Annotated in this window: 20 protein-coding genes and 1 pseudogene; 13 read left to right on the top strand and 8 right to left on the bottom strand. The window is 68.9% G+C overall.

The genetic code is table 11. The features are described 5' to 3' along the window. Window positions 1-34: 34 nt before the first annotated feature. From M6444_RS14550 to M6444_RS14570, 5 genes are all read left to right on the top strand, one after another. Window positions 35-1,201 (top strand): acetyl-CoA C-acetyltransferase, encoded by a 1,167-nt coding sequence (locus M6444_RS14550; RefSeq protein ID WP_298328750.1) that lies wholly within the window; start codon window positions 35-37, stop codon window positions 1,199-1,201. Next, window positions 1,198-2,142 (top strand): methylmalonyl Co-A mutase-associated GTPase MeaB, encoded by a 945-nt coding sequence (meaB, locus tag M6444_RS14555; RefSeq protein ID WP_298328753.1) that lies wholly within the window; start codon window positions 1,198-1,200, stop codon window positions 2,140-2,142. The genes M6444_RS14550 and meaB overlap by 4 nt, the downstream gene beginning before the upstream one ends. Before the next feature lie 127 nt (window positions 2,143-2,269). Then, a complete protein-coding gene (locus M6444_RS14560; RefSeq protein ID WP_298328757.1) occupies window positions 2,270-2,422 on the top strand; it encodes a hypothetical protein in 153 nt (50 codons plus the stop codon). A 10-nt stretch (window positions 2,423-2,432) separates the two neighbouring features. Then, window positions 2,433-3,137: a PH domain-containing protein gene (locus tag M6444_RS14565; RefSeq protein ID WP_298328759.1), complete on the top strand. Its 705-nt coding sequence runs from the start codon at window positions 2,433-2,435 to the stop codon at window positions 3,135-3,137. 11 nt (window positions 3,138-3,148) lie between these two features. After that, window positions 3,149-3,655: a MarR family transcriptional regulator gene (locus M6444_RS14570; RefSeq protein WP_298328761.1), complete on the top strand. Its 507-nt coding sequence runs from the start codon at window positions 3,149-3,151 to the stop codon at window positions 3,653-3,655. Here the strand turns inward: M6444_RS14570 and M6444_RS14575 are convergent. After that, complete coding sequence (locus M6444_RS14575; protein WP_298328763.1) at window positions 3,623-4,249, bottom strand: TetR/AcrR family transcriptional regulator; 627 nt, start codon at window positions 4,247-4,249, stop codon at window positions 3,623-3,625. The two genes, M6444_RS14570 and M6444_RS14575, sit on opposite strands and share 33 nt — an antisense overlap. Before the next feature lie 86 nt (window positions 4,250-4,335). Here M6444_RS14575 and M6444_RS14580 point away from each other — a divergent pair, with 86 nt between their 5' ends. After that, entirely contained in the window at window positions 4,336-5,328 is a 993-nt protein-coding gene (locus tag M6444_RS14580; protein ID WP_298328766.1) for a hypothetical protein, read from the top strand. Here M6444_RS14580 and M6444_RS14585 read toward each other — a convergent pair. Continuing rightward, window positions 5,285-5,740 carry an Rrf2 family transcriptional regulator gene (locus tag M6444_RS14585; protein ID WP_298328769.1) on the bottom strand — a complete coding sequence of 152 codons (456 nt, stop codon included), beginning with the start codon at window positions 5,738-5,740 and terminating at the stop codon, window positions 5,285-5,287. The two genes, M6444_RS14580 and M6444_RS14585, sit on opposite strands and share 44 nt — an antisense overlap. An 81-nt stretch (window positions 5,741-5,821) precedes the next feature. On the opposite strand from M6444_RS14585, the gene M6444_RS14590 reads away from it, so the two are divergent. The 6 genes and pseudogenes from M6444_RS14590 (at window position 5,822) to M6444_RS23025 (ending at window position 14,638) form a co-directional block, all read left to right on the top strand. Then, a complete protein-coding gene (locus tag M6444_RS14590) occupies window positions 5,822-7,507 on the top strand; it encodes a methylmalonyl-CoA mutase family protein (RefSeq protein ID WP_298328771.1) in 1,686 nt (561 codons plus the stop codon). A 17-nt stretch (window positions 7,508-7,524) separates the two neighbouring features. Next, window positions 7,525-7,743 carry a hypothetical protein gene (locus tag M6444_RS14595; RefSeq protein WP_298328775.1) on the top strand — a complete coding sequence of 73 codons (219 nt, stop codon included), beginning with the start codon at window positions 7,525-7,527 and terminating at the stop codon, window positions 7,741-7,743. 52 nt (window positions 7,744-7,795) lie between these two features. Beyond that, entirely contained in the window at window positions 7,796-8,731 is a 936-nt protein-coding gene (gene trxA / locus M6444_RS14600) for a thioredoxin (protein ID WP_298328777.1), read from the top strand. Between the two features lie 65 nt (window positions 8,732-8,796). Next, complete coding sequence (locus tag M6444_RS14605) at window positions 8,797-9,789, top strand: LacI family DNA-binding transcriptional regulator (RefSeq protein ID WP_363326379.1); 993 nt, start codon at window positions 8,797-8,799, stop codon at window positions 9,787-9,789. Between the two features lie 94 nt (window positions 9,790-9,883). After that, window positions 9,884-13,903, top strand: a pseudogene (locus M6444_RS14610) (GH92 family glycosyl hydrolase); the annotation flags it as partial. Window positions 13,904-13,915: 12 nt separating this feature from the next. Continuing rightward, complete coding sequence (locus M6444_RS23025; protein WP_363326380.1) at window positions 13,916-14,638, top strand: NEW3 domain-containing protein; 723 nt, start codon at window positions 13,916-13,918, stop codon at window positions 14,636-14,638. Here M6444_RS23025 and M6444_RS14615 read toward each other — a convergent pair. From M6444_RS14615 to M6444_RS14640, 6 genes are all read right to left on the bottom strand, one after another. Further along, window positions 14,635-15,111, bottom strand: coding sequence for an SRPBCC family protein (locus M6444_RS14615; RefSeq protein WP_298328785.1), 477 nt, complete (start codon window positions 15,109-15,111; stop codon window positions 14,635-14,637). The two genes, M6444_RS23025 and M6444_RS14615, sit on opposite strands and share 4 nt — an antisense overlap. Then, complete coding sequence (locus M6444_RS14620) at window positions 15,108-15,440, bottom strand: metalloregulator ArsR/SmtB family transcription factor (protein ID WP_298328788.1); 333 nt, start codon at window positions 15,438-15,440, stop codon at window positions 15,108-15,110. Before M6444_RS14620 ends, M6444_RS14615 begins: the two co-directional genes overlap by 4 nt. Before the next feature lie 33 nt (window positions 15,441-15,473). Beyond that, complete coding sequence (locus M6444_RS14625) at window positions 15,474-15,902, bottom strand: type II toxin-antitoxin system VapC family toxin (RefSeq protein ID WP_298328790.1); 429 nt, start codon at window positions 15,900-15,902, stop codon at window positions 15,474-15,476. Continuing rightward, on the bottom strand, window positions 15,899-16,162 hold the full coding sequence (vapB, locus tag M6444_RS14630; protein ID WP_298328793.1) for a type II toxin-antitoxin system VapB family antitoxin: 264 nt from the start codon (window positions 16,160-16,162) through the stop codon (window positions 15,899-15,901). The genes M6444_RS14625 and vapB overlap by 4 nt, the downstream gene beginning before the upstream one ends. A 66-nt stretch (window positions 16,163-16,228) precedes the next feature. Then, window positions 16,229-19,138: a discoidin domain-containing protein gene (locus tag M6444_RS14635; protein ID WP_298328796.1), complete on the bottom strand. Its 2,910-nt coding sequence runs from the start codon at window positions 19,136-19,138 to the stop codon at window positions 16,229-16,231. A gap of 37 nt (window positions 19,139-19,175) precedes the next feature. After that, window positions 19,176-21,179, bottom strand: coding sequence for a glycoside hydrolase family 2 TIM barrel-domain containing protein (locus M6444_RS14640; protein WP_298328799.1), 2,004 nt, complete (start codon window positions 21,177-21,179; stop codon window positions 19,176-19,178). 149 nt (window positions 21,180-21,328) lie between these two features. On the opposite strand from M6444_RS14640, the gene M6444_RS14645 reads away from it, so the two are divergent. After that, complete coding sequence (locus M6444_RS14645) at window positions 21,329-22,057, top strand: FCD domain-containing protein (RefSeq protein ID WP_298328802.1); 729 nt, start codon at window positions 21,329-21,331, stop codon at window positions 22,055-22,057.

A 22,057-nucleotide genomic window follows, 5' to 3' on the forward strand; every position in this document is an offset into this window, starting at 1 on the left:
ACTACCGTTGAACTACCACGTCACTGGAGGTGCCATGCCCGTCATCGCTGCCGGAGCGCGAACACCCATCGGCAAGCTGCTCGGATCGCTGTCCGGATTCTCGGCCACCGATCTCGGCGGCCTGGCCATCCGCGGCGCCCTCGAGCGCTCCGGCGTGCGGGCCGACCAGGTCGACTACGTGATCATGGGCCAGGTCCTGCAAGCCGGCTGCGGCCAGATGCCCGCGCGACAGGCCGCGGTGAAGGCTGGCCTGCCGATGACGGTGCCGGCGCTGACGGTCAACAAGGTCTGCCTGTCGGGTATCGACGCGGTCGCCCTGGCCGCCCAGCTGATCCGGGCCGGGGAGTTCGACGTCGTCGTCGCCGGCGGCATGGAGTCCATGACCAACGCGCCGCACCTGCTTCCCGGCGCGCGGCGCGGGCACAAGGCAGGCGACATCACCATGATCGACTCCATGACCTACGACGGGCTGTACGACGTGTTCACCGACCAGGCCATGGGGGCGCTGACGGAGTCGGCGAACTCCCTGACCCGCCAGGAGCAGGACGAGTTCGCGGCGCGCTCGCACCAGCGTGCCGCCGCGGCCTGGAAGAACGACCTGTTCGCCGACGAGGTGGTTCCGGTCGAGGTGCCCCAGCGGCGCGGCGAGCCCGTGCGCTTCGCCCAGGACGAGGGGATCCGCCCCGACACCACGGTCGAGGCGCTGGGCCGGCTGCGCCCCACGTTCAGTGACGACGGCACCATCACCGCCGGTTCGTCGTCGCCGATCTCCGACGGTGCCTGCGCGATGGTCGTCATGAGCGAGGCCAAGGCCGCCGAGCTCGGCATCGAGGCGCTGGCCTCGATCGGTGCCCACGGCGTGGTCGCGGGCCCGGACTCCACGCTGCAGAGCCAGCCCGCAGCGGCGATCCGGGCGGCCTGCGCGAAGGACGAGCTCGACCCGGGCCGGCTCGACCTGATCGAGATCAACGAGGCCTTCGCCGCGGTGGGCATCACGGCCATGCGCGAGCTCGGCGCGGACGCGGACCGGGTGAACGTCAACGGCGGCGCCATCGCGCTGGGCCATCCCATCGGGATGTCCGGGGCCCGGCTCGTGCTGCACCTGGCTCTGGAACTGCGTCGTCGCGGGGGCGGGGTCGGCGCGGCGGGCCTGTGCGGTGGGGGCGGTCAGGGCGACGCACTCGTCCTGCGCGTCCCGTGACGGTCGACGAACTCGTTGCGAGGGCCGTCGACGCTGACCGCCGGGCCATCGCCCGGCTGGTGTCGATGGTCGAAGACGCCTCCCCGCTGCTGCGTGAGGTGATGGCCGCGCTGATCCCGCACGCCGGCTCCGCGCTGGTCATCGGGTTGACCGGCGCTCCGGGGGTCGGCAAGTCCACCTCCACGTCGGCCTTGGTGACGGCGTTCCGGGCCCAAGGTCTCCGGGTGGGCGTCCTGGCTGTCGACCCCACGTCGCCGTTCACCGGAGGCGCGTTGCTGGGCGACCGGGTGCGGATGCAGGACCACGCCACCGACGACGACGTGTTCATCCGGTCGATGGCCACCCGCGGGCACCTGGGCGGCCTGGCCTGGGCGACCCCTCAGGCGGTCCGCATCCTCGATGCCGCCGGCTGCGACGTCGTGCTCGTCGAGACCGTCGGCGTGGGGCAGTCCGAGGTGGACGTGGCCGGGTTGGCCGACACGACCGTCGTCTTGCTGGCACCCGGCATGGGTGACGGCATCCAGGCGGCCAAGGCCGGCATCCTCGAGGTGGGCGACATCTTCGTCGTGAACAAGGCCGACCGGGACGGCGCCGACGCCGTCGTCCGCGACCTGCGCGCCACCGTCCGAATGACCGAGCGTGCACCGGGTGACTGGCGCCAGCCGATCCTGACCACGGTGGCCTCGCGGGGCGAAGGCATCGACGAGCTCGTGGCGGCCATCGAGGCGCACCGTGCCTGGGCCGTCGACAGCGGCACGGCGCAACAGCGCCGGGTACGCAGAGTCCGCGACGAGATCCAGGCCATCGCGATCGCCGACCTGCGCCGGGCGATCGCGGACCTGCATGGCGACGAGCGTCTCGACGAGCTCGCCCGCAGTGTCCTCGCTGGCGAACAGGACCCTTACGTCGCGGCCGATACCATCACGGCGGCCATGCGGTAGCGTTTCGATCATCATGTCGGCATTCGGCGTGGCACTCCGGAGCCGAGCGTGATCTGAGGTACAAAGAGTTCTTCAGGCGGGCGTGTGGTTCGCCTGCCGACCGACCGACGTGCGAGAGGATGAGGCAGTGAAGAAGGCGCTGATCATCCTCGGCATCGCATTCCTGGTGTACTTCGTGCTCACCGAGCCGGAAGGCCTGGCCGACGTGCTGGGCAACATCGGCGACGCTTTCGCCGACTTCTTCGAGTCGATCATCACGTTCTTCACCGAGTTGTTCTGACGGGGCCGACATGTGGTCGCCTCGGAAAGCTCTCGACGGCCTCACCGACGGATTCGTCCGTTGGCTGGATCGAGTGGCCGAAGACGGCCTGATCCGCCTGTTCTGGCGCAACTTCACCTCGTGGTTCGGGCACCGCCTGGTCCGGCGCAAGTTGGTCGCCGGCGAGGAGATCGTCGCGGAGTGCAAGCACAGCGCCATCCTGTACGCCCTGCCCGCAGCGGCGACCCTGGGCGGGCTGGTCATGCTGATCCTCACGCCGTTCGTGGCTGCCCGCGTGGCGTGGCTGCCCTTCGCCGCCGCAGTGGGTCTGTTCGGCTATGCCTTGATCCGCTCCTTGTACATCGCTCGCGACCGGTTCGTGGTCACCGACTCCCGCGTGTTCCGCGTCTGGGGGCTGTTCTCGCTGAACGAGGCCGAGATGGAGATCGTGCGGCTGCTCGACGTCACCGTCGTGCGGCCGTGGTGGCTGCGCCCGTTCCACAGCGGCCACATGGTGTTGGAGAACGCGGCTCAAGAGCAGGGCCTGCGCGAGATCCACTACATTCCGCGCCCGGCTGACGTCGCGCGCGTGATCCACGCGCTGCGCCGGGAGATGACCGGCGCCGCGTCGTCGTCGGGTGACGAGGAGTCGGAGCCGAAGAAGAACCCGCGGCGCCCCGACCATCCACGCAGCCCAGGGCCGGTCACGGCGCGGCGGCGCCAAGGTGTTTACTAAGGTCGGTCGACGTGGCTGACCCCCTTGACCTCGACTTCGACCCGATCGCTCGCGCGGCATCGATCTGGAGCGAGCGGTTCGGCGACTCCGGCGCCATGGCCGCCGCCACGTCGATCATGCGGGTGCAACAGTTGCTCATCGGCGAGTTCGATCGCATCTGCCGCCCGTACGGACTGACGTTCGCGCGGTACGAGGCGCTGGTCCTGTTGAGTTTCAGTCGCACCGGTGCGTTGCCGATGGCCAAGATCGGCGAGCGACTCATGGTGCATCCCACCAGCGTGACCAACACGATCCAGCGCCTCGAAGCGGCTGGCTTCGTCACCCGCGAGCCCAACCCGCGTGACGGGCGCGGCACGCTCGCGCGGATCAGCGACTCCGGACGCGACGCCGTCAAACATGTGACGGCGGAGTTGATGGACGCCGAGTTCGGCCTGCGCGCACTGGATGACGGCGAACGCGCGCAGATCGTCGAGCTGCTGCGCCGGCTACGCGTCGCGGCCGGTGACTTCCGGGACTGAGCGCCCGAGCAGCGCGAGCAGGCCGGCGGTGTAGTGGTCCGGGTCCACATCGCCGACGATGTGCCGTTGGGTGATGTAGCCGATCAGAATGCCGTACACCACGATGGCGACGTCCTCGGACGACGACTCCGCGGCGATGTCGCCGGTGGTCTTCCAGGCGTCGACGACCTGAGCCAACTTCCCGCGGATCTCGCGTGCGATGCCTTGCACCATCTCCTGCATCTCGGCATCGTGCAGGGACTCGGCCCAGATGTGCAGCGCGACGCGGGTACGGTCGAAGTCGCCGGTGCCGGCCAGATCGTCGATGAAGCGCAGGATGGCGCGGATCGCCGTCTCGGGGTCGGGCACGTGCCCGTCGTCGGTGATCTGGTCGAACCGCTGTGACAGGCCGCCCAGGATGTTCTGGGCGATGGTCCGGGCGAGATCGGCCTTGCTGGGGAAGTACCGGTAGACAGCGCCGGCCGACAGGCCTGATTCAGCGAAGACGTCCTGCATGGACGTGGCGTGGAACCCCTGCCGGGCGAAGCATCGCCACGCGGCGTCCACGATCTGCTGGCGGCGGGCAGCGAGATGTTCGGGTGAGACTCGGGGCATACACCCATCATAAAACGGACAGCCGTTCTTGACAGAGGGGTGCTGGCCAAATATAAAGAAGGAGCGTTCGTTTTATAGGAGACATCATGCGTAGAGTCATGGGAGTCGCAGCCGGCGTATCCGTCCTGATCGGCTTGTTGATCACGGCGTTCGTCTGGCCGAATTCACAGATCGAGCCGCGCGACGTGCCGCTGGTCGTCGCTGGGCCCGCTGCGACGGTGGCGGCGGTGCAGGCCCAATTGGACGAGACCGCTCCAGGAGCCTTCGAGGTCGAGGCGGTGGCCGACGCCGATGCGGCCCGCCAGGTCATCGTGGACAACCGCGCCTACGGGGCCGTGGTGGTCGACTCGACCGGCCCGCCGCGGATCCTCACCGCCACGGCGGCATCCCCGGCCGTGGCCAGCATGCTGCAAAGCATCGCCGACCAGATGGCGACGGGCGAGGCGGCGTCGGGTGTCGAGGACGTGGTGCCCCTGCCCGCCGACGACCCCCGGGGCAGTGGCTTCAACGGTGGCGCGTTGCCAATGGTCATGGGCGGGCTGGCGGTCGGCTTCGTCATGGCGCTGGCCGTCACCGGGCTACGCCGGCGGTTCTATGGCGCCACGTTGGCCGCCGCCGGAGGCGGCGCCGTGGCCGCGCTGGTCATGCACTCATGGCTGGGCGTGCTCGACGGCTCCTGGTGGGCCGAGGCCGGAGCCTTCGCGCTGGCGATCGCCGCGGTGTCGTTCACGGTGCTCGGTTTGCAGGCACTCGTCGGGCGGGCCGGGCTCGGGCTGGCCGGCTTGGTCATCATGCTGGTGGGCAATCCGCTGTCCGGGGTGACCTCCGCACCGGAGATGCTGCCGTCGGGTTGGGGCGCGCTGGGTCAGGCGCTTCCACCGGGCGCGGGTGGGAGGCTGTTGCGCTCGGTGGCCTACTTCGACGGCGCCGGAGCCGGCGGGCCCGTGCTGGTCCTGAGCCTGTGGATCGCCGGTGCCTTGCTCGCGGCAGGGGTGGGTGCGGCTGTGGCCGGCCGGCGCCAGGGCCAGGTGGCCGTCAGCGACGGGACCACGAATCGGGCCGTGCCAGTAGATCACTGACATGTTCGGGCAGTTCGCCGGTCAGGATGTCGGCGACGGTGACGGTCTCGAGCACCTCGCGCAGGCTCGCCCGCACGGCCACCCACACCTGGGTCAGCGGGCGGGCCGGGCCGGGATACGTCGTGTCTTCGGGCGGCTGGCCGCGAACGGCGGCGAGCGGGCCTTCGGCCGCGCGGACGATGTCGGCGAGCAGAATCTGCTCCGGCGGCCGGGTCAGCCGGTAACCACCGGCCGCGCCGCGCTGTGCCTCCAGCAGGCCGGCACGCCGCAGGTCGCCGAGGATGGTCTCGAGGAACTTCCCTGGAATGTCTTGGGCCTCGGCCAATTGATGCCGGGTGGCGGTGGCGGGCTGGATCGAGGCGAGCTGGACGACGGCTCGCACGGCGTAGTCGGCGCGGGCGGTGACATGCACGGCACCTGATCCTGCCACCTGGGCGCGTAGGATGGAATTACTTGGACGTCCAAGTAAGTCGATCCGGCCACAAGGGGTGCCATGGACGCGCAGCAGATCGAGGAAGGCCGACGGCGCTGGCAGGCGCGCCTGGACGAGGCGGTGGCCGCCGGGCGGGTACGTGACGCCGACTTCACGACGTTGTCCGGCGCCGAGGTGGACGCGGTGTACGGGCCGCCGCCCGGTGCTGACGACCCGCGTTTCGAGCGCATCGGCTGGCCCGGCGAGTACCCGTTCACCCGCGGGCTGTACACGACCGGCTACCGGGGCCGGGCTTGGACCATTCGCCAGTTCGCCGGGTTCGGTACCGCCGAGCAGACCAACGAGCGCTACAAGATGATCCTACGATCCGGCGGTGGCGGCCTTTCGGTGGCGTTCGACATGCCCACCCTGATGGGCCGCGACTCCGACGACGAACGCAGCCTCGGCGAGGTGGGGCATTGCGGGGTGGCCATCGACTCTGCGGCGGACATGGACGTGCTGTTCTCCGGCATCCGGCTCGACGAGGTCACCACCTCCATGACCATCAGCGGGCCGGCCGTGCCCATCTTCTGCATGTACGTGGTGGCCGCCGAGCGGCAGGGCGCGTCGGTCGGGTCGCTGGACGGCACGCTGCAGACCGACATCTTCAAGGAGTACATCGCGCAGAAGGAGTGGCTGTTCGCCCCGGAGCCGCACCTGCGCCTCATCGGCGATCTCTTGGAATACACAGTGGATTGCGTCCCGAAATACAAGCCGCTGTCGGTGTCGGGCTACCACATTCGCGAGGCCGGCGCGACGGCGGCGCAGGAATTGGCGTTCACCCTGGTCGACGGGTTCGGCTACGTGGAGCTCGGCCAGTCACGCGGCTTGGACGTCGACGTCTTCGCGCCCGGGCTGTCGTTCTTCTTCGACGCCCACATCGACTTTTTCGAAGAGATCGCCAAGTTCCGCGCAGCCCGGCGGATCTGGGCGCGATGGATGCGCGACGTCTACGGCGCAGCCACCGAGCGGGCCCAGTGGCTGCGGTTCCACACCCAGACCGCCGGGGTCTCGCTGACCGGTCAGCAGCCCTACAACAACGTCGTCCGTACGGCCATCGAGGCGCTGTCGGCCGTCCTCGGCGGCACGAACTCGCTGCACACCAACGCCCTCGACGAAGTGCTCGCGCTGCCCACCGAGGCTGCCGCCGAGACCGCGCTGCGCACCCAGCAGGTGCTCATGGAAGAGACCGGGGTGGCCAACGTCGCCGATCCGCTCGGTGGGTCGTGGTACGTCGAGGCGCTGACCGATCGCATCGAGGCCGAAGCCGAGGCGATCTTCGAACGGATCCGCGAGATGGGCGACGGGTCGTCGATGACGTCGGGGATCCTGCGCGGTATCGAGGACGGCTGGTTCACCGGCGAGATCGCCGAGTCGGCCTTCCGGTACCAGCAGAGCCTCGAGAAGGGCGACAAGCGGGTGGTCGGGGTCAACGTCCACACCGAAACGGTCGCCGGCGAGCTCGACATCCTGCGGGTGTCGCATGAGGTCGAGCGTGCGCAGCGTCGAGAGCTGGCAGCCCGACGCGAGGCGCGGGACGACGCGGCCGTGCGCGCGGCGTTGGCGGCCATGGTCGAGGTTGCTCGCACCGACGAGAACATCATTCCGGCCATGCTCGATGCTGTCCGGGCCGAGGCGACGCTGGGTGAGATCTGCGGCGCCCTACGCGACGAATGGGGTGCTTACGCCGAACCGGCCCGGTTCTGACCGGCTATGCTGTGGTGATGTTGATCGTGCCGGCTCTGCTGGTCACCATGGTGCTCGTGCTCCTGGTCCATGGGTTCGTATTGCGCCGCCGCACTTCCGACTACAGCCACGGCGTGTTCTTCGACGTCGGTGGTTCCCACCACCAGGTCTTCACCAACTCGATGCAGGATTTCGCGCCGTCGCCGCGCGGACGCGGCTTCGACACCAAGTATTGGACCGACCTCCACTGGGGCTGAAGCTCCCCACCCGCCTGGCATCGGCCCGGTTGTGCGAGGGAAGATGGAGCACATGAGCTCGCAGAGTTTCAGCCGTCCTGGCGCTGTCGACCTGTCCGCACTGAACACCGGTGGCCCCGGAGCCGACGGGGGTAGTGCTACCGCGCGCGGTGGCGGCGGCTTTGCCGTCGACGTCACCGAGGCCACCTTCCAGACCGAGGTCATCAACCGGTCCATGTCGGTGCCCGTGGTCATCGACTTCTGGGCGACGTGGTGCGAGCCGTGCAAGACGCTCTCGCCGATTCTCGAGAAACTGGCGGCCGAGTACGACGGCCGCTTCGTGTTGGCCAAGATCGACGTCGATGCCAACCAGGCCATCGCGCAGGCCGCTCAGGTGCAGAGCATCCCCACCGTGATGGCCGTCCTGCGCGGGCAGGTCGTTCCGCTGTTCCAAGGCGCGGTTCCCGAGGCGCAAGCGCGTCAGGTGATCGACCAGCTCCTGCAGATGGCCGTGGCCAACGGGGTCGCGGGGCGCGCCGAGCCGGTGGGTCCGCCACCTGGCGGTGAGGAGTCCGCGGCGGAGGAGGAGCCGCCCGTCGACCCGCGGTTCGAGGCAGCCTACGAGGCCATCAACGCCGGCGACTTCGATCGAGCGGCGGAGGCCTACCAGGCCGTGCTGGCCGAATCCCCGGGTGACGCCGAGGCGAAGGCGGGCTTGGCTCAGGTGGAGCTGCTGCGCCGCACGAGCGGCATCGACGAAGCTGCGGCTCGATCCGCGGCCGACGCCGACCCGACCGACGTGGATGCCCAGCTGCAGGTCGCTGACCTCGACCTGGCCGCGGGTCAGGTCGAGGCTGCCTTCGACCGGCTCATCGCGACGGTACGCAGGGTCGCAGACGACGACCGCGAGCGGGTTCGTGCCCGCGTCGTGGAGCTGTTCGAGGTCGTCGGTGCCACCGATCCCCGCGTCGTGAAGGCGCGAGCGGCGCTGGCCAGCGCGCTGTTCTGACGAACAGCGAGGTCATAGGCGCTGATAACGTTGTCGGCGTGAACGGGGGTACCGGCCGGCCGACGATGAACGATGTGGCCCGCCATGCCGGCGTCGGATTGAAGACCGTCTCGCGGGTGGTCAACGGCGAGCCCAGAGTCAGCCCCGCGATGCTGAAGAAGGTGCTGACGGCCATCGAGGAACTCGGCTTCCGCCCGCACGAGGGCGCCCGGGTCCTGCGCCGTGGCCGGACCGCGTGTGTCGGGTTGGTGCTCGGAGACGTGGCCGATCCCTTCTACTCCGTCCTGACCCGCGCCGTCGAGCGTACGGCGCGTGCCAACGGGCACCTGTTGTTCACCGCCTCGTCCGAAGAAGACCCGGAGCAGGAGCGACAACTGGTGCAGGCGTTGTGCGCGGGCCGGGTGGACGGCGTGATCATCGTGCCGACCGGTGGCGACCACAGCTATCTCGCGCCCGACGTGGCGGCCGGTATCAGCGTGGTGTTCGTGGACCGTCCAGTGCAGGGCATCGACGCCGACGTCGTGCTCAGCGCCAATGTCGACGGGGCGCGGCAGGGCGTCGCCCACCTGATCCAGCAGGGGCACCGTCGCATCGGCTACCTCGGCGACGCAGAGAAGATCTTCACCGCCGTCGAGCGCGAGCAGGGCTATCGCCGCGCGCTCGCCGACGCGGGCCTGCCCTACGATCCCGCGCTGGTCGCCAGGGGACGGGCCGACCCCGAGTTCGTGCATGCCGGGCTACAGCGCATGCTCGACGGCCCGGAGCCCGCGACGGCGGTGTTCACCGGCAACAACCGCACGACCGTGGCCGTGCTGCGAGAACTGGCCGCGCGCGGTGACCGGCGCACGGCGTTGGTCGGGTTCGACGATTTCGAACTGGCCGACCTGCTCGAGCCCGGAGTGACGGTAGTGGCCCAAGACGCCGCGGTGTTGGGCCGATCGGCAGCCGACCTGTTGTTCCAGCGCCTCGGCGGCGACCGGAGCCAGGCTCACACGATCGAGATCCCCACCCGATTGATCCCCCGCGGCTCCGGCGAGATCCCGCCAGCCACTGCTTGACCCACCTCTTGACGCCCAGTGCGTCCGCCCGATAGACAAGCGGGCACATGTGACAACGTTGCCATCGCACGCGTGACGTCGGCGGAGGGGTTTGATGCACCGTTCGGACCGATTCGGATCTGCACGTCGGCTGACGCTCGCGGCGATGCTCGCGGGCGTTCTGTTCGCGGGGGCCGCTGGTCTTCCGGCCGCAGCCACCGACGCCACGCCCTCGGTGCCGCCCACCGCGCCGGCGACACCGACCCCCACGCCGGACTCCGATCCGCCCGACGAGACCCCGCAGCGCAGGTCCCTGCCGGATTACCCCGTGGATCCGACGGCGGACTTCTACACCTCGTTCGAGCAGGGGCAGCCGCAACCGAACTGGGAGAACACCGTCGAGGTCGACGCCGAGGGCAACGAGCGGATGTCCGGAGTCACCGGCGACCCGCCGACCGGAATTCCCGGCAACGTCACCGACCAGGTGGTCGAGGTCCGGGCCAGCGGCGAGAACCCGCCGAACGAGGCCAAGGAGAGCGTGGTCGACGGCAACACCGGCACCAAGTGGCTCGTCTTCGAGTCGACCGCTTGGGTGGAAGTCCGCCTCGAGGCACCGGTCGCCGTGGTCCACTACGCGCTGACCTCCGCTGACGACGAGCCCGAGCGCGATCCCCGAGACTGGGTGCTGCAAGGCTCGGTAGACGGTGAGACCTGGACGACTCTGGACACGCGCACCGACGCCGACTTCGCCGAGCGGAATCAGACCAACGAGTACCGCATCGACAACGACACCGCCTACCTCTGGTACCGCCTCGACATCACCGCCAACAGCGGTGCCGACATCGTCCAACTGGCCGAGCTGCAACTCTCCGACGGCGACACCACGCCACCACCGCCGACCGACATGCTCACCTTCGTCACCGACGGCCCGGTCGACGGCTGGACGACCCGCCCGAACGTCGGCTGGACCGGGGTGCGCTCGCTGAAATACTCCGGCGGGCAGACCTCCGACGAGCGCGGGTACGCCTACAACAAGGTGTTCGACGTCGACATCCCCGTCCAGGCCGACACCGAGCTGTCGTACGTGCTGTTCCCCGAGTTCACCGACAACGACCTGAACTACCCGAGCACGCACGCCGCCGTCGACCTCGCCTTCACCGACGGGACCTACCTCAGCGAGCTCGCGGCCGACGACCACCACGGCTTCACGCTGAATCCGCACGACCAGGGCGCCTCGGACTCGCTGTGGCCGGACCAGTGGAACCGCAAGTCCGCCGTCGTCGGCGAGGTCGCCGAGGGCAAGACCATCGACCGCATCCTGGTCGGCTACGACGCCTCGAACGGCCCGTCGTTGTTCAACGGCTGGGTGGACGACATCCGCATCGGCCCGCCGGCCGCCGACGAGCCGGTGCAGCGGCTCAGCGACTACGTCATCACCACCCGCGGCACGAACTCCAGCGGCGGGTTCTCGCGCGGCAACAACATCCCGGCCACCGCCGTCCCGCACGGGTTCAACTTCTGGGTCCCGATGACCGACGCCGGTTCGACCAGTTGGCTGTACCAGTACCAGCAGGGCAACAACGCCGACAATCTGCCCGAGATCGAGGCGTTCACGGTCAGCCACGAACCCAGCCCGTGGATGGGCGACCGGCAGACGTTCCAGGTCATGCCGTCGGCAGCACCTCCGACCACCGACCGCGACGCGCGGGAGCTGGCGTTCCGGCACGAGAACGAGACCGCCAAGCCGCACTACTACGGCGTCACGTTCGACAACGGCATCGAAACGGAGATCGCGCCCACCGACCACGCGGCGATGTTCCGGTTCACCTTCACCGACGACACCTCGTACCTGATGTTCGACAACGTCGAGAACGACGGCGGGCTCACGCTGGACGCCGAGAACGGCGTGATCACGGGCTACTCCGACGTGCGCAGCGGGCTGTCCAACGGCGCGACCCGGATGTACGTCTACGCCACCGTCGACCAGCCCGTCGTGGCCGCCGAGAAGCCCGCGGGCGATACCCGCCCGGACGTCTTCGGCCACCTCGAGTTCGACACCAGCGCTGACAAGCAGGTGACGATGCGGATCGCGACGTCGCTGATCAGTATCGACCAGGCGCGGCACAACCTGGAGCTGGAGATCGCACCGGACGACACGTTCGCCGACGTGCGCGAGCGTGCCCAGCAGCTGTGGGACCACGAGCTCGGTGTCATCGAGGTCGAGGGCGCGAGTGCGGACCAACTGACTACGCTCTACTCCGGCCTGTACCGGTTGTTTCTCTATCCCAACTCCGCGCATGAGAACGTCGGGACCGCCGACGACCCGCACTACCGCCACGCCGTGCAGTCGTCCACCGGCACCCCACCGAGTGGTCCGGAGGAGACCGGCGCCGACGTCGTCGACGGGAAGGTCTACGTCAACAACGGGTTCTGGGACACCTACCGCACCACGTGGTCGGCGTACTCGCTGCTCACCCCGCAGAAGGCCGGCGAGATGGTGGATGGGTTCGTCCAGCAGTACCGCGACGGCGGCTGGGTCTCCCGGTGGTCGTCGCCGGGCTATGCGAACCTGATGACCGGCACCAGTTCGGACGTGTCCTTCGCCGACGCGTTCGTCAAGGCGGTCCCGGGCATCGACCCGGTGGACACCTACGCCGCCGCAGTGAAGAACGCGACCGTCGCGCCGCCAGGCGAGGACCCCGACAACCCCAGCGTCGGGCGCAAGGGCCTGCAGACCTCGCTGTTCCGCGGCTTCACACCGTCGGCGGTCTCGGAGGGCGTGTCGTGGGCGCTGGAGGGCTACGTCAACGACTTCGGTATCGCCAACCAGGCCGAGGCGATGGCCGAGCAGCCGGACACGACCGCGGAGCAGCGGGAACGTTACCTCGAGGAAGCCGAGTACTTCCGCGGCCGGGCGCAGAACTACGTCCACATGTTCGACCCGGCCATCGGCTTCTTCCAAGGCCGGGCCGCCGACGGCACGTGGAAGTCGACACCGGAGGACTACGACCCCCTGGTGTGGGGCCACGACCACGATTACACCGAGACCAACGGCTGGAACTTCGCCTTCCACGTCCCGCAGGACGGGCAGGGCCTGGCCAACCTGTACGGCGGGCGGCAGGCGCTGGCGGACAAGCTGGACGAGTTCTTCGCCACGCCCGAGACGGGCATGTTCCCCGGCTCGTACAACGGGGTCATTCACGAGATCCGCGAGGCCCGCGACATCCGGATGGGGCAGTGGGGCTTCAGCAACCAGGTGTCGCACCACATCCCGTGGATGTACCTCTACACCCAGCAGCCGTGGAAGACCCAGGAGATCACCCGTGAAGTGCTCTCGCGGATGTACGTCGGCAGCGAGATCGGCCAGGGCTACGCCGGCGACGAGGACAACGGCGAGACGTCGGCGTGGTACATCTTCGCCGCGCTGGGCCTGTACCCGCTGCAGGTGGGCAGCGAGAACTACGCCATCGGGTCACCGCTGTTCACCAAGGCCACGGTGCACCTGGACAACGGTGCGGACCTGGTCGTCGAGGCGCCGGACAACAGCGCTGAGAACGTCTACGTGCAGGGCCTGACCGTCGACGGCGAGCCGCACGACAAGACCTACATCTCGCATGCCGACCTGGCCGACGGGGCCGTGCTGACGTTCGACATGGGTCCGGAGCCATCGGACTGGGCCACCGGCGCGGACGCGGTGCTGCCGTCGATCACCGACGGTGAGCAGCCGCCCCAGCCGAGGCAAGACGCCACTGGCGCCGGCCGCGGGACCGCCACGGCCGGTGGCGACACCGATGTGACGGCGCTGTACGACGACACCTCGGGCTCGGCGGCCTCGCTCGCTGGGGACGAGGTGTGGCTGCAGTACGACTTCGACAACGTGCGGGTGCCGAACGTCGACTACTACACCCTGACCTCCGGACCTGACGACGCCGCCGAAGACCCGCGCAGCTGGGTGGTCAAGGGCTCCGACGACGGCGAAACCTGGACCGTGCTGGACGAGCGGGAGGGCGAGACCTTCCAATGGCGGCGCCAGACCCGCCCGTTCGCGCTGGAGGAACCCGGCAGCTACCGCTATGTGCGCATCGAGTTCACCGACACCGGCGAGACGACGACGTTGGCCGAGGTGGAGCTGCTGACCTCGGACGACGTGCCCGATGCGCCGCTGAGCGCGGAGGTCACCAACGCCGTCGGCTCGGCAGGGGAGACCGCGACGTTGACGGTCACCGTGACCAACGACGGCCAGCGCCCGACCCGCGGGACGCTCACGGCGCAGGTGCCAGACGGCTGGCCCGAACCGGAGCCGGCGCGTTTCGGCCGGCTGAACGCCGGCGAGTCCGCGACCGTCGACGTCGACGTCGCGATCCCGCCGGACGCCGAGCCGGGCGGCTATGCCTTGAACGTCACAGCGAAGGCCAACACCGGAACCGCCACGGCCACCGCGAGCCTCCAGGTGATCGGGGAGGTCATCGAGTTCTCCCCGTTCACCGCTGCCGAGGAGCCGTGGCTGTTCGAAGACGGCGGCTCGCAGCGCAGCTTCGCGGCTTACGACGGGTTCGGCCGGTTCACCGACGGCGGCAACTACGTCATCTACCGGCTCCCGGCACCGGACGGTGTGGGCAACCGGCAGCTGACGATGGAGATCGCCAACCAGTTCCTGGTGCAGGTGTCCACCGACGGTGAAACCTGGCAGACCGGCCTGGAGGAGACTGCGGACGTCCGCGACCAGAGCAATCGGCAGGAGTACCCGGTGGACCTCAGCGGGCTCGATCAGCAGGCCGAGCAACTGTACGTGCGCGTAGGCGACAGTCAGCCCGACAACGGCTGGGGTGGCTGGATCGCCCGGGTCCGCCTGGAGCCGTCGGCCGGTTAGCTCTTCACCGGCAGCAGGCCGGCGTACCGGTCGAGGTAGAGCGGCCAGCCACCGTCGTTGCCGACACCGTCGCGCACGGACTCCCAGCCTGGGCCGTGCCGGTCGAGGTTGCGGTGTTCCAGTTCGACCCGGGTGCGCTCGGGCGTCTCGGCCACGAACCGGACCTCGACCTCGCTGGCGTTGTCCGGGTCCGTTTCGATCTGCCACGTCGGTCCGATGTCCCAGCTGAACACCACCCGGTGTGGCGGCTCGTAGGCCAGGACGCGGGCCCACCGGCAGAGGCTGCCGTCGGTGCCGCGGTCGTAGATGTGCCCGCCCACTTTCGGCTCGAACACCGTCTCGGCGATGCTCACGCCCAGCAGGTTGTGTTCGCGCGGTTTGAGATCACCGAAACGGTCGGTGAAGACATGGAAAGCCTCGTGCTGCGGGGCTTGGACGACGATCGTGCGCTGGACGACGGTGGATTCGGTCATGAGTTCTCCTCGAGGGACGTGTCGCGTGGTGATTCGACGGCGTCCCGGTAGGACGCGAGTGCGCGGTTCCAGTACTGGTCGAGCTGATCGCGCAGGGCGCCGACTGCTTCGGGATTGAGCCGGTAGATCCGCCGGGTGCCGTCCGGTTCGTCGTCGACGAGCCCGGCCTCCTTGAGGACCTTCAGATGTTGTGACACCGCAGGACGGCCCACGGGCAACGCAGCCGCGAGCTCATTGACCGCCTGCGGTCGTTCGGCTAGCTGGTCGATGATCGCGCGCCGGGTCCGGTCTCCCAGCGCGTCCCAGCCATCAACTCGGTTAGTCTCCACGAACGGTTAGTCTTCACGCACATAGGTGGCGTGTCAAGTGTTGGTGGCGACCGTCCAGTCTTCGACAACGAGACCGGGCACCCGTTCGAACTCGCGGCCGTTCGCGGTGACCAAACGGCCGCCGAGGCGCATCGCCTGGGCGCCGATGAGCAGGTCGTACGGCCCGACCGGGGTGCCGGTGGCCGTCAGCTGGGCGCGCAGCTCCCCGGCGTTGGCTGCATCGGTGCTGGTGAAGCCGGCGACGTTGATTGGTCCGGCGAGGAACGTGCGCAGCCGTTCAGTGTTCAATTGGACGTGCGAACTGCGCGCGACTCCGTACCAGAGTTCGAACAGGCTGATCGTCGACATCCACACGTCCATGCCGTCGCGCACCGACTCGCGGTAGCGCCGGCGAACCGCGCGCGGCTTGTCGCGCAAGACCGCGATGGCGACGTTGGTGTCGATGACCACGCTCTGGGTCACGGGAAGAGCTTGTCGTCATCGGTCAGCATCGGGGGTTGGTCGCGCCCCTCGGGCATGAAGTCGACCTCGGAGTAGCGGTCGAGGGCGTCGAGCCAATCGTCGACATCGGTGATCATCGGTTCGAGGAGCACGCCGTAACCCACCCGCCGCACACGGACGCGGTCGGTGTCGAAGCGGAACTGGCGGGGCAACCGGACCGCCTGGCTACGACCGTGCATGAACACTCGTGCCACGCCGGTCTCTGCTGTGTCCAGCGACATGAACCCTCCCCGCGCCTTGGTAGATACCAATGATATCTATCAAAGCGCGAGGAGGGAAGTGGCGGGTCAGGGGATGTGGGCGATGTTGATCTCCGCAGCTGACAGGTGCCCGTTGACGCCTTCAAGGGCGGTCAGCCGCACGTACCTAGCGGGCGTAGCGGCCCACTCGTCGTACTTGGTGGTCGCGTCACCGGCCCACTCGCCGGCCGCGACGTCGGTGAACGACTCGCCGTCGGCGCTGACCGCGATCTCGTACCCGACCACGACCCCGTTGCCGTTGCCGTCCTGGCGCGGCTGATACGTCAGGGCTGTGGTGTCGTACGTGTCGCCCAGGTCGAGCGTGATCGACTGCGGCGGCGGCGTGTACGGGCTCCACGACTGATGCCACATCGTTCCGCAGTTGCCGTCGATCGCCTTGGCCGCCTCGTAGCCGGCCTGCTCACTGGTGGCGGTCGCCGTCATCTCCGTTTGCGGCACGAGGTGGGGGAACTCCGGCTCCGGATCCGGCGTCGCCGTGCCGTGGCCCAGGGCGGCCAGCGGCGTGGTCGACACGTTGAGCTCGGTCACCAGGGCCGCCTGTGGGCAGCCGGCGACCTGCGTCGCCTCGAGGCGGACGAACCGGGCCAGGTGGGGTCGCTGCAGCGGTGCGGTCTTGGTGGCTCGGGTCGCCTCCCAGTGTCCGCTGGCGATGAGGTCGTAGTCGTCACCGTTCTTGCTGGCGTAGACGTTGTAGCTGGTGATGGCGCCGGCAGCCTGCGTGACCGCGGGTGTGTAGGCCAGCCCGCGGACGGGAACCGTGGCGCCGAGGTCCAGCGTGATGGCCTGTGGCAGCGCAGCCACCGGGTCGTACTCCGAGCGCCACTCCGACCAGAGCCGGTCGTCGATGGCCTCGCCGACGGTGTAGGTGTGGCCGGCGTCGTTGTCCGCGTGCTCACTGGTCGCCGCGGCGCTCATCTGTGAGTGCGGCACGAACCGGGGCCAGTGACCGGTGGGGGTCACTTTCAGGTTGTCGAACTGGGCGCGGTCCCAACCGCTCACTCGCAGCCCGACTTGCCCGGTCGTGTGCCCGGAGTCCTGCACCGTCGCCAGTTCCGCGCCGTCGAGCAGCGCGGTGATCTGGTGGCCGCGGAACCGAAGACCGAGACGGTGCCAGGTGCCGGTGCCCAGCGGTGTGGTCGTTCCCGAGGCGAGTTCGGTGTCGCCACCTTGGGCTTGGGTGACGATGCTCCATGCGCCGGTGTCCGAGACCCGCAGGCGGTATCCGGCCACGTTGTGCTGCTGGCTGTCGACCCGTCCGAGCAGCTCGACGAAGCCCTCGTCTTCGAGCAAGGCGTCCACCTGCACCTGGTAGTCGCCCCACCACCGCGGATCGCCGACCATCGTCGTCGGCGGGAGATCGACCGCGTGCCACGAGATCGGCTTCTGGGTCACCACCTGCCGATAGCACGTACCGTCGCGCCCGGTGCAGGGCGCGGCTTCGAAGCCGCCGTGGACGTCGGCGAAGTAGGGGGCGAGCCCGCCGGCCGGGACGTCCTCGAAGTCCTCGGCGTAGGGGACGCGTAGCTGCTCGCCGGGGTCGGCGGCCGAACGAGCCGAACCCTTGGCCTGACCTGTCGTGGTGGACACTGTGTAGACGTGTCCAGGCTCGACGGTCAGCTCGAACGATCCGTCGTCGACCTCGATGGCACCGGCGTCGATGAAGTCGTCGTCGGTGGTCCGCGTCTCCAGGTCGGTCGACCACACATGGACGTCGTCGCCGGACAGGCCGCCGGTGACGTCGAAGCGCAGGGTCTCGGCGGAGTCGGAGTCGAGCGTCTCGATGACCACGGAGTAGTCGTCGCCATCAGGAGCACGCAGGCCGACGTAGCTGGCCCCGGCCGGGCTGTAGCCGCTCGCGCCGTCGAGGTAGCGCCAGCCGGGATCGGTGAACTGCGTCGTGTGGGCGTCGACCCAGATGCTCGGCCCCACCTCGTAGTAGCCCGACCACGGCCTCTCGGCGAGCATCAGGCCGGTGCCTCCGATCGGGAAGTTGTCGTACCACGCCGACACCAGGGCCCAGTTGAGGTTGCCTGTCACCTGAGCGTCGATGTAGTGCCGGTTCATCGCCCGGGCGAGGGGCTTGGCGCCCACGACGTAGTCCTGGGTGCTGTTCTCGCTGTCCCACAGCGGCTTGCCTGACTCCAGCGCGGCCTCGCTGACATGACATTCGCGCTGCTCGGTCCGCCAAACGCACACGTCGTGCTCGCCGAGGATGTCGACGGCCGCGGCGAACTCCGGATCGGTGCGCATCTCCTCAGCGACGAACCAGTAGTCCGGCGGCGCGTGATTGTCGGTGGCGACGATCTCGACGTCCTCGTGCCCGTTCTCGTCCAGCGCTGCCCGCAGGTGGACGTAGAAGTCCCGGTCGGACCCGCTCTCGTTGGCCGCACCGAGGTAGGCGATGTCGAAGCCGTTCTGCTCGGCGCAGTCCAGCCAGGTCAGCAGGTACTCGGCGCGATCAGGCGACCAGTAGTCGTCGAACCATCCGGGAGCGCCCCACGGCAGGCCGTAGAAGGCGATCTCGGGATTACGGGCCTTGGCCTCGGCCATGAGCCACCACTCGTAGCCGCGGTCACAGTCGACGTCGTCGGGGGTGCGCATGTGACTGGCTTCGGCGCCGGACGTGGAGTCGACGTCGCCGCCGATCTCGACCTTCAGGATGTCGAGGGCGGCGCCGTAGTCCGGCCGGAAGAGATAGTCGAGGATCTGGCTGCGTTCGGGCTCCGGGTAGTCCACGAGCAGCCGGGACGACCCGCCGGCGCTGACGCCCCCGATGCCGTCGAAGGTGCGTCCGGTGTCCTGCCCGTCCACGACGATGGTGTGCTCAGGCACGGCCTGTGATGCGCCCGTTGCTGCGCCGAGCGGGATGGTGATCGCAGCGAGCGAGACCGCGAGCACAGCGGCCCCCAGGCGAACGGTGGTGGTCTTGGCGATCATCGGTGTTGTACGCCTTCCGTGAGGGCGATGGGGGTCGTCAGGGCAGTTCGGCGTCGCGGAAGCGGTCGTAGACCACCCGTCGCGTCGTGGAGTCGAAACCGAGCATGCCCATGGCGGAGATGCCGTTGAACTCCTGGTTGTAGCCGCAGCGCTGCTTGTAGTCCTTCAGCACCCAGTAGACGTAGCCGGCCACGTAGTCCGCGCGTTCGGTGACCTGGCTCCAATGCGCGCTGAAGTTGGCCGCCTGCCATTCCTCGGTCCCCTCCTCGGTTTCGGGGCCGTGCTGGCCCGGAAGCGACCACGTGCCGTTCTCGGTGATGACGATCGGGCGGTCGGGGTAGCGGGCGTGGACGTCGTCGATGGCCGGGCCGAGGTCGGCGTTGTCGCCGTAGAAGTAGCCGAAGTACTCGTTGAAGCCGATGACGTCGGCGATGTCGAACGCTGGGTCGTGCGTGGTCGACGACGCCCACGTCACCGGGCGCCGGGCGAGATCGACGGCGTTGACGGCCGCCTTCATGTCGGCGAGCCACGCGCGGTACACCGCGCCGTCCGCACCGTCGATCTCCGACTCGTTCTGCAGGCACCACAGCACCACCGACGGATGGTTGTGCTGGTTCCACGCCATGGTCGCAGCCATCGCCCGCGACAGGCCGTACTCCTCGGTCTGCAGGCGTTCCTGTGCGGTGTTCACCCACATGTTGTCGGTGTCGTCCATGACGAGCACGCCGTTGCGGTCGGCCCAGTCGTAGACGTACGGGTCGCGGTTGTAGACCGAGTTGCGGATCAGGTTGGCGCCGATCGTGACGACGTGGCGCAGCTCGCGCTCGTAGGCCGCGTGGGTCATGGACCGGCCGTGCTCGGCGCTCTCCTCATGCCAGTTGACGCCCTTCAAGAACATCGGCGCGCCGTTCACCAGCAGCTGTGTGCCGGAGACCTCGACGGTGCGGACTCCGTAGGTGCTGCGGAGCTGATCGACGACGGGTGCGGGCACAGCGCGCAGGGTGGCCGTGCAGGTCAGTAGCCTCGCCCGGGCGGGTGTCCACGTCGGCGCATCGGGGATGTCGATCCGTGCGCGCACGACGGCGATGCCGCCTGCGGCGACCGTGACGGGCACGGTCTGGGTGCTGCCGCCGGAGCCGGCCCCGGGGTCGAAGACGACCTGTCCGGTGAACGACCGGTCGGTGTGGTTCTCCACGACCGCGCGCGCGTCCAGTTCGCCGTCCCGGGCGTCGAGCAGCACTTTGGTGACATGGACCTGCGGCGATGCTTCGAGCCACGCCGAGCGGGTGATGCCGGCGTAGGGCCAGTAGTCGACCGGCTTCCACGGGATCGCGTACGGGTCGGTGACCTCCGGGCTGGCCTGGGTGTAATCCTCGTACGAGGCGCGGCGGTGCACGCGCACGGCGATCACGTTGCGCGGGCCCGGGCGCAGCGGGCGGTGCAGCGGAATCGAGAACGGTGTGTGCCCGCCCTCGTGTGTGCCGACGAAGCGTCCGTTGACCCACACGTCCGCCCGGTAGTTCACCGCGAGGAAGTTCAGTCGGACGTGGCGGCGCGACCAGTGGCCGGGCACCTGGACGGTCGTGCGGTACCAGGCGTAGCCGTCGGCGAACGCGGTGCCCTGGCCGAAGTCGGTGCCGTCGTAGCTGCCGAAACCCGGCGTGTCCAACAGGTCCCATGCGGACGGAACGGTGATCTCGTCCCAGGACGAGTCGTCGAAGCTGAGCCGGTGCCAGCCGGCCCGCTCACCGTCGTCGTCAGGATCGAACCGGAACCGCCAGGTGCCGTCCAAGCTGCGGTAATCGCGGGTGGGCTCGTCGGTGCGCCAACCGTCGAAGGCCGGTACGACCACGCCGTACTGCAGCACGACGCCGGTGCCGTCGATCGAGCGGATCTCGGTACCAGCCGGTTCGCGCCGGTCCGCCGCCGGTACGGTCGGCGTGGCGTCGGCGTGGTCGAGGGTGGTTGACGCGAGCTGATACGACACGAGCGACGCAGCACCAGCCGCGTGTAGGAACGTGCGGCGCGTAACCCCGGACATCTGCCCTCCTGGTGAGCGACGTGGTTGGTCGAAGACCTTGGCGCAAGACCGCGTCTCCGTCAAGATGTAGTCATAAATAATGTCTTGTTATACAGTCACTGAGAACTTTCGAGATCGAGCCTTCGTCCGCCGACACAGAGGGGACCTGCGTGGCCGGCTACTCGCCCAGGGGAGTGCACGGGCAAACGGTGCGCGAGCTCGCCGGGCGCGTGCTGTCCGGAGTGCTGGCCGAGCACGAGACCATCGACGTGGCCGCGCTGGAGGCTGAGCTCGGCGTCAGCCGGGCCGCGGTGCGCGAGGCGCTGAAGGTCCTGGCGGCCAAGGGGTTGGTCGATGCCCGGCAGAAGCGCGGGACCTACGTGCGCCCCCGCACGGACTGGTACCTGCTCGACGCCGACGTGATCCGCTGGCAGTTCGCTGAGCGCAGCGACGATGCCTTCCTGGATCAGGTGCACGAAGTCCGCGAGGTGGTCGAACCCGCGGCCGCGCGGCTGGCCGCCCAGCGACGGCACGACGACGAAGCCGCGGCGCTGGCCGCACTGCTCGAGGACATGGCCGCGGCCCGTGGCGATCCGGCGGTCGAGGTCGACGTCGATCTGGCGTTTCACCGGGCGCTGCTGGCGGCTACCCACAACGAACTGCTCGTGCGCATGGAGGTGGTGATCGAGACCGGTCTGGCCGAACGAGACCGGCTCGTGCACACCGCGGGACCCGGCGAGGACCCGGTACCGAGTCACCGCGCCGTTCTCGATGCCGTGCGAGATCAACAACCCGACCAGGCCGAGCGGGCGATGCGGGTGCTTCTGGACCGGGCGCACCTGGATCTCAAGGCGTTGCGCCAGCCCGAGAACGGCCCTGTGAGCAGCACAAAGGAGTGA

Origin of the sequence: Haloactinopolyspora sp. (assembly GCF_027324685.1) — a bacterium.
Taxonomy (GTDB): domain Bacteria; phylum Actinomycetota; class Actinomycetes; order Jiangellales; family Jiangellaceae; genus Haloactinopolyspora.

What these genes read in the sequence shown, in the direction of transcription:
- M6444_RS14640 (WP_298328799.1), bottom strand. Translation starts at nt 21,179, where the DNA reads ATGTCCGGGGTTACGCGCCGCACGTTCCTACACGCGGCTGGTGCTGCG.
- M6444_RS14590 (WP_298328771.1), top strand. Translation starts at nt 5,822, where the DNA reads ATGGACGCGCAGCAGATCGAGGAAGGCCGACGGCGCTGGCAGGCGCGC.
- M6444_RS14565 (WP_298328759.1), top strand. Translation starts at nt 2,433, where the DNA reads ATGTGGTCGCCTCGGAAAGCTCTCGACGGCCTCACCGACGGATTCGTC.
- M6444_RS14550 (WP_298328750.1), top strand. Translation starts at nt 35, where the DNA reads ATGCCCGTCATCGCTGCCGGAGCGCGAACACCCATCGGCAAGCTGCTC.
- M6444_RS14580 (WP_298328766.1), top strand. Translation starts at nt 4,336, where the DNA reads ATGCGTAGAGTCATGGGAGTCGCAGCCGGCGTATCCGTCCTGATCGGC.
- vapB (WP_298328793.1), bottom strand. Translation starts at nt 16,162, where the DNA reads ATGTCGCTGGACACAGCAGAGACCGGCGTGGCACGAGTGTTCATGCAC.
- M6444_RS14575 (WP_298328763.1), bottom strand. Translation starts at nt 4,249, where the DNA reads ATGCCCCGAGTCTCACCCGAACATCTCGCTGCCCGCCGCCAGCAGATC.
- M6444_RS14635 (WP_298328796.1), bottom strand. Translation starts at nt 19,138, where the DNA reads ATGATCGCCAAGACCACCACCGTTCGCCTGGGGGCCGCTGTGCTCGCG.
- M6444_RS14605 (WP_363326379.1), top strand. Translation starts at nt 8,797, where the DNA reads ATGAACGATGTGGCCCGCCATGCCGGCGTCGGATTGAAGACCGTCTCG.
- M6444_RS14615 (WP_298328785.1), bottom strand. Translation starts at nt 15,111, where the DNA reads ATGACCGAATCCACCGTCGTCCAGCGCACGATCGTCGTCCAAGCCCCG.
- M6444_RS14595 (WP_298328775.1), top strand. Translation starts at nt 7,525, where the DNA reads ATGTTGATCGTGCCGGCTCTGCTGGTCACCATGGTGCTCGTGCTCCTG.
- trxA (WP_298328777.1), top strand. Translation starts at nt 7,796, where the DNA reads ATGAGCTCGCAGAGTTTCAGCCGTCCTGGCGCTGTCGACCTGTCCGCA.